Annotated in this window: 4 protein-coding genes and 3 tRNA genes; 6 read left to right on the top strand and 1 reads right to left on the bottom strand. The window is 72.5% G+C overall.

The features are described from left to right. Positions 1–84: 84 nt before the first annotated feature. A tRNA-Tyr gene (locus ACTHNQ_RS17110) sits at positions 85–169 on the top strand. Between the two features lie 50 nt (positions 170–219). Here ACTHNQ_RS17110 and ACTHNQ_RS17115 read toward each other — a convergent pair. Further along, on the bottom strand, positions 220–1,812 hold the full coding sequence (locus ACTHNQ_RS17115; RefSeq protein WP_440335157.1) for a phytoene desaturase family protein: 1,593 nt from the start codon (positions 1,810–1,812) through the stop codon (positions 220–222). A 127-nt stretch (positions 1,813–1,939) separates the two neighbouring features. Here ACTHNQ_RS17115 and ACTHNQ_RS17120 point away from each other — a divergent pair, with 127 nt between their 5' ends. The 5 genes from ACTHNQ_RS17120 to ACTHNQ_RS17140 all read left to right on the top strand — a co-directional run bounded on the left by ACTHNQ_RS17120 (position 1,940) and on the right by ACTHNQ_RS17140 (position 5,970). Then, positions 1,940–2,917 (top strand): hypothetical protein, encoded by a 978-nt coding sequence (locus ACTHNQ_RS17120; RefSeq protein WP_440335158.1) that lies wholly within the window; start codon positions 1,940–1,942, stop codon positions 2,915–2,917. Positions 2,918–2,951: 34 nt separating this feature from the next. Continuing rightward, positions 2,952–3,755, top strand: a complete 804-nt coding sequence (locus tag ACTHNQ_RS17125; protein WP_440335159.1) for an inositol monophosphatase family protein — start codon at positions 2,952–2,954, stop codon at positions 3,753–3,755. A gap of 463 nt (positions 3,756–4,218) precedes the next feature. Beyond that, positions 4,219–5,727: a peptidoglycan DD-metalloendopeptidase family protein gene (locus tag ACTHNQ_RS17130; protein WP_440335160.1), complete on the top strand. Its 1,509-nt coding sequence runs from the start codon at positions 4,219–4,221 to the stop codon at positions 5,725–5,727. Between the two features lie 63 nt (positions 5,728–5,790). Continuing rightward, a tRNA-Thr gene (locus ACTHNQ_RS17135) sits at positions 5,791–5,862 on the top strand. A 34-nt stretch (positions 5,863–5,896) separates the two neighbouring features. Continuing rightward, a tRNA-Met gene (locus tag ACTHNQ_RS17140) sits at positions 5,897–5,970 on the top strand. Position 5,971: the final 1 nt, after the last annotated feature.

Below are 5,971 nucleotides of genomic sequence, written 5' to 3' on the forward strand. Positions count from 1 at the left end.
CTCGATTTCTGACCTCGCGCATCTACGCGTAAGATGGTGGATCGCGCCTCCGATCGACTGGAAAAGCCGGGCGGGTGCGCACCTGGCGAGTTACCCAAGCGGCCAAAGGGATCTGACTGTAAATCAGCCGTCTTAGACTTCGGGGGTTCGAATCCCTCACTCGCCACCAACGTGAACGCCCCCTCGTGGGGCGTTTCGTGGTTTCGGGGGCCGGGGCGGTCAGCGGGCCAGCAGCTCGAGGGCGGCCATGGCTGCGTTGTGGCCGCCGATCCCGCTCACGGCGCCGCCGCGCCGGGCGCTCGATCCGCACATCAGGATGCGCTCGTGCGCGGTCGCGACGCCCCACGCGCGGGCAGGGGAGTCGAGCGGGTCGTGCTCGTCGGCCCACGGCCAGTCCAGGCCGCCGTGGAAGATGTCGCCCCCGGCCATGCCGAGCGAGTGTTCGAGGTCGAGCGTGGTCCGCGCCTCGATGCACGGCTGTCCGTCGGGGGTGCGGTGCAGAACGTCGCGGATGGGCTCGGCGAGTACGGCGTCGAGACTCGCCTCTGCGGCGGCGAGAAGGTCGGCGCGACGTGCTTCGGGGTCGCTCCCCGTGAGGAGCCGATGCGGCGTGTGAAGCCCGAACAGCGTCAGCGTCTGCGCCCCCGAGGCACGCAGCTCGTCGCCGAGGATCGACGGGTCGGTGAGCGAATGGCAGTAGACCTCGGCAGGCAGGGGCGCCGGGATGCGGCCGGCGGAGGCATCCGCGTGCGCCCGATCGAGCTGGGTCATCGTCTCGTTGATGTGGAACGTGCCCGCGAACGCCGTCGCGGGGTCGACCGAGGCATCACGCAGCCGCGGCAGCCGCGAGAGCAGCATGTTGACCTTCAGCTGGGCGCCCTCGGGCGCGGCGTGCCGGTCATCGCCGGCGCCTGCGCCGCCGGCATCCAGCAATCCGGCCAGCACCGCCTCGCCGACGCCGCTCAGCACGAGCCGTGCGCGGACCACCCGTTCGCCGTCGCCCACCACGACGTCGCCGTCGGGGCTGATCGCGGTGACCTGAGCGTCGGTCACGAGCTCGGCCCCGGCGCGCACCGCCGCGTCGCGGAGCGCCCCCGAGACGCGGCCCATGCCGCCCACCGGGACGTCCCAGTTCCCGGTGCCGCCGCCGACCACGTGGTACAGGAAGCAGCGGTTCTGCCGGAGGGATGCCTCGTCGGCGGCGGCGAACGTGCCGATGAGCGCGTCGGTCAGCACGACGCCGCGGGCGAGGTCCGAGCGCAGCGACGCCCGGATGTGCGCCCCGAGCGGCTGTTCCACGATCGCCGTCCAGAGCGCGTCGTCGCCGACCGCCGCGCGCACCGCGGCGGCACGGGGCAGGCGCTCCGTCATCGAGGGGAAGACCGCGCGGGCGAACGGAGCGAGCCGCTCGTAGAACCCCGCGAACCGCGCGGTCTCGCCGTCGTCGCCCGTCGCGCGCGCGAACGAGGCGGCGGTGGCGCGGGCATCGCCGGTGTCGACCAGCAGCCCGCGGTCGGGGGACGACGGGTCGGGCGTGTACGACGAGACGGGGCGGCGGAGCAGCCGGACGTCGAGCCCCAGGTCGTCGACGATGCGACGGGGGAGCAGGCTCACGAGGTACGAATAGCGCGACACGCGCGCGTCCACGCCGGCCCACGGGCGCTCCGACACGGCCGCGCCGCCGACGTGCGGCAGCCGCTCGAGCACCATGACGCGGTGGCCGGCGCGGGCGAGGTACGCGGCAGCGACGAGGCCGTTGTGGCCGCCGCCCACGATCGCGACATCGACGTCGCGCGACGATGCGCTGTGCATCGGCTCATGCTAGCCGCGCACGGATTCCCGACCGAGCGGGGGCTCGGCGGAACACGTCATCTGCACGCCGCGGGCGGGCGTGTCAGGATGGGCATGCGGGGTCCGCCCGCGCCACGAGAGGAACGCCATGACCGCGCCCGATCCGTATGCGACGGCTCCGTACTCCCCGGCTCAGCCCGCCCGCTCGGAGCACTCCATCTCGCCGCTGCTGCGCGCCGCCATCTGGGTCGCGATCGGCGCCCTCATCGCCGCCGCGCTCGTGTGCGTCGTGTGGGTGCTCGTCGGCTCGCAGAGCGGCATCGTCGGCCGGGCGTTCCTCACGATCCTGCTGCTCGTCGCGTTCGCCGGGGTCGCGATCCTCGACGCGCACCTCGCCCCGTCGCGGCCCGCGTGGTACGCCCTGGCGAGCCTCGGCACCTGGATCATCTCGCTGCTGCTGGGCGCCATCATGATCTGGATCCCGACCCGATACGCGTGGCTCGGATTCTCGCGGTTCATCCAGTTCCTGCTGATCGTCCTCATCCTGCAGCTCGTGCTGCTGCACGTGCGGCTGTTCCTGAAGGCGTACCACCGGTACGAGACGACCTTCACGCGCGTCGTCACGATCGCCACGATCGCGCTCGTCGTCGCGCTCGCCGCGCTCCTGATCATCCCCTTGGCGTTCGGCGAGTGGCTCAACCTCGCGGACCTGTACTGGCGCATCGTCGTGGCCGTCGCGATCCTCGCTGCGGTCGGAACGGCCCTCGTGCCCCTCGTGAACGTGCTCTTCGCCCCGAAGCAGCCGCGCGCTCATATCCCCGCGTACGGCGGCCAGCAGGTCGCCCACCACGAGCTGCTGCCGTGGCCCACCTACGTCGACGCCGTGACCCCCCTGCCGATGCTGCCCGACGGCTCGCCCGACTGGAACGCCTACTACACCGGGTACCCGACCCCGGGTGCGCACGTGTTCGCGCCCCAGCAGCCCCAGGTCGAAGCGGCCCCGGCGTCCGCCGCACCCGAGTCGCCCGCCGCGCCGCAGGCCCCCGCCGCCCCGCAGGCCCCTGCCGCGCCGTCGGGATACGAGGGCTACCCGCCGCCGCCTCCGCTGCCGCCGCAGCACCCGTGACCCGGGGAAGGGTGAGGACGCATAGCGTGGACGCATGACCCTCGCCTCAGACCTCGAAGCCCTCGCCGTCGACATCGCCCAGGATGCGGGCCGCCTCGCCCGTGTACGCCGGGAGGCGGGTGTCGCCATCGCGGCGACGAAGTCCGCGCTGGCCGACATCGTCACGGAGGCCGATCGTGAGGTCGAGGAGCTGATCCGGACGAGGCTCGCCGCCGAGCGTCCCGACGACGGCTTCCTCGGCGAAGAGAGCGGCGCCGAGCGCGGGACGTCGGGGATCACCTGGGTGGTCGATCCCATCGACGGCACGGTCAACTACGCGTACGGCATCCCGCACTACGCCGTCAGCATCGCGGCGGTGACCGGCGAGCCGACCCCCGAGCAGTGGGAGGCTCAGGCCGGTGCGGTCTTCGCCCCCGTCTCGGGTGAGATGTTCCGCGCTGCACGCGGCGAGGGCGCCTGGCTCGGCGATACGCGCCTGGCGGTCACCGCCGAGGTGGGCCCGGCCGGGGCCCTGCTGGCCACCGGGTTCGGGTACGACCCGGCGACACGCCCCGCCGACCTCGAACTGATCGCGCACGTCATGCCGCTGCTGGCCCGCGACCTGCGCCGCGGCGGATCGGCGGCGCTCGATCATGCATACGTCGCCGCTGGGCGGCTCGACGGCTACTTCGAGCGCGGGCTCGCACCCTGGGACCTCGCCGCCGGCTCGCTGCTGGTCGCCGAGGCCGGCGGACGCTACGGCCGCAACCAGCCGGACGGCTCGTCGCGCGCACCACTCGTCGTCGCCGCCGGCCCGGCGCTGTTCGATCGGCTCGCCGAAGCCGCAGGACTGCGCTGATCGCGCGTCTCATCGAAACCTCACGAAGCGAAACGGCCAAAATCCGAGCTGTACATGGCATTCCCAGGGCGGCTGTTGTAGCGTTTACCCGATCGTTACCTTCGCCGCCCGAACGGCGAAGGTGGTCATAGCCCGAACGACCGCCTTGCCGCGCCCCCCTCGCGGCACGACCCGAGAGCCCCCCGCCGCTTTGCCTTTTGACGCTCCTCAGGCTGACCCTGCGCCCACGCGCCGTTCCAGCCGTACCGCCGCGACGCCTGTGCAGGCGACGCCGGAGACGCCGGGAGCAGGCCGTGCGAGTGCGCGACGTCAGGCGACGGGCACCGGCCAGGAACGGCCGGCCGTCGTCTGGGGCCGCGCCCCGGAAACCAAGCGAGCCGTCCCCGCGCACTCTTCGCCCGCCACGCAGGCGCCGAGCGGAGCGTCCTCTCAGACGCTCCCGGCCGCCTCTACGCCCTCGGTCATGCCGACGCCCGTCGTCGAGCCCGCGGCGCCCACCGCGCGTGCGCGCTTGACGGCCGCGCCTGCGGCATCCACCGCACCAGCGACCGAGCAGCTCAGCCGGCGCGCCCGCCGCAGCTCGACCGGCGAGCAGCCCGTCGTCACGGCCGCGGCCACCGCGCCGGTCGCGCCTCAGGAGTCGGCGAGTTCCTCAGGTGCCTTCGAGGCCCAGACGATCTCGCGCGAAGAGCCTGCGCCGCTGCGTGACACCGTGCTCGCTCCCGCCGTCGAGCCCGCCGCCGCCGTCGACCCTGCTGTTGCCGAGCCGACGCCTGCCGCGCAGACGTGGATGGCCGAGACGATCGCGAAGCTGATGGCCGCCGAGGTCGCCGCAGCCCCCGCCCCGGTGCCCGCTGTCGTCGAGCCGGTTCCCGCGGTGGTCGAGCCTGTCGCACCGCAGCAGGCGGCGCCGCGACCGGAGCCTGTGCGTGCGGCGGAGCCTGTGCGTGCGGCCGAGCCGGTGCGTGCGGCGGAGCCCGTCGCATCCACTCCCGAGCCTCAGCCGGCCCCCGCGCGCCCGCGTGCCGAGCGGCCTCGCACGGAGCGCGTCGAGCCGCTCACGGGCCCGATCCCCGCCGCTGCAGCTCCCGGCGTCGACGAGTTCGAGGCAGCCGCGCGGCTGTTCTCGTTCACTGGCGAGACGCCAACGCAGCGCCCCGCCGCCGCCGTGGAAGAGCCGGAGGCTCCCGCGGCACACGCAGCACCTCGTCGCGTGCAGACACGCCGCGGCTCGGCTTTCCGGCGTGTCGCGACCACGTCCTTCTCGATCGGCGTGTTCGGCGTCGTCGGGCTGATCGCCGTCGGCATGACGACGCCGGTCGAGGCCGTGGCTGCCGTCAAGGGCACCGAGGCCTCGCTGTCGGTGATCGCGCCCGGCGATGTGGCGGGCGACATCGACGCATCCGAGATCCAGGCGTACGTCGCCCCGGGTGACGCCCAGAGCGACCCGCTCGACCGCACCGAGAACTACGCGACGACCACGACCGCCCAGCTGGCCTCCGAGGCCGGCATCCGGAACTTCTCGAACCTGTTCCACAACGACCGCAACTCGAACATCCAGTGGCCCTTCGCGGTCGGTGTGACGATGTCGTACGGGTTCGGGATGCGCTCGGGTCGTATGCACGAGGGCATCGACTTCACGCCGGGCGCCGGAGCTCCGGTGCAGGCGATCGCCGACGGCACCGTCCGCATCGCGTCGGAGTCGGGCGGCGCCTACGGCGTCCACGTCGTGATCGACCACATCGTCGACGGCCAGCTGGTGTCTAGCCACTACGCGCACATGCAGTACGGGTCGCTCAAGGTGGTCGCTGGTCAGCACGTCACCGTGGGCACCGTCATCGGTCGCACGGGCAACACCGGCCGCTCGTTCGGTGCACACACGCACTTCGAGATCTGGAAGAACGGCACCACGCCGATCGACCCGTGGCCGTGGCTGCAGGAGTACACCGACGGAACGCACACCGTCGGCTGACTCGGTTCGGAAGGGGGCCGCGGCTCTGGTATCCTCTTCTAGTTGCCTGCTTGCGGGCAGCACGCCCCGATAGCTCAGTGGCAGAGCACTTCCATGGTAAGGAAGGGGTCGTCAGTTCAATCCTGACTCGGGGCTCGCAGCATCCGTCATCACGACCGCGGATGAGTGCGGCAGGGTAGCTCAGTTGGTGAGAGCGCACGACTCATAATCGTGAGGTCGCGGGTTCAAGCCCCGCTCCTGCTAC

The sequence above is a fragment of the Microbacterium sp. genome (assembly GCF_051953575.1).
Taxonomy (GTDB): domain Bacteria; phylum Actinomycetota; class Actinomycetes; order Actinomycetales; family Microbacteriaceae; genus Microbacterium.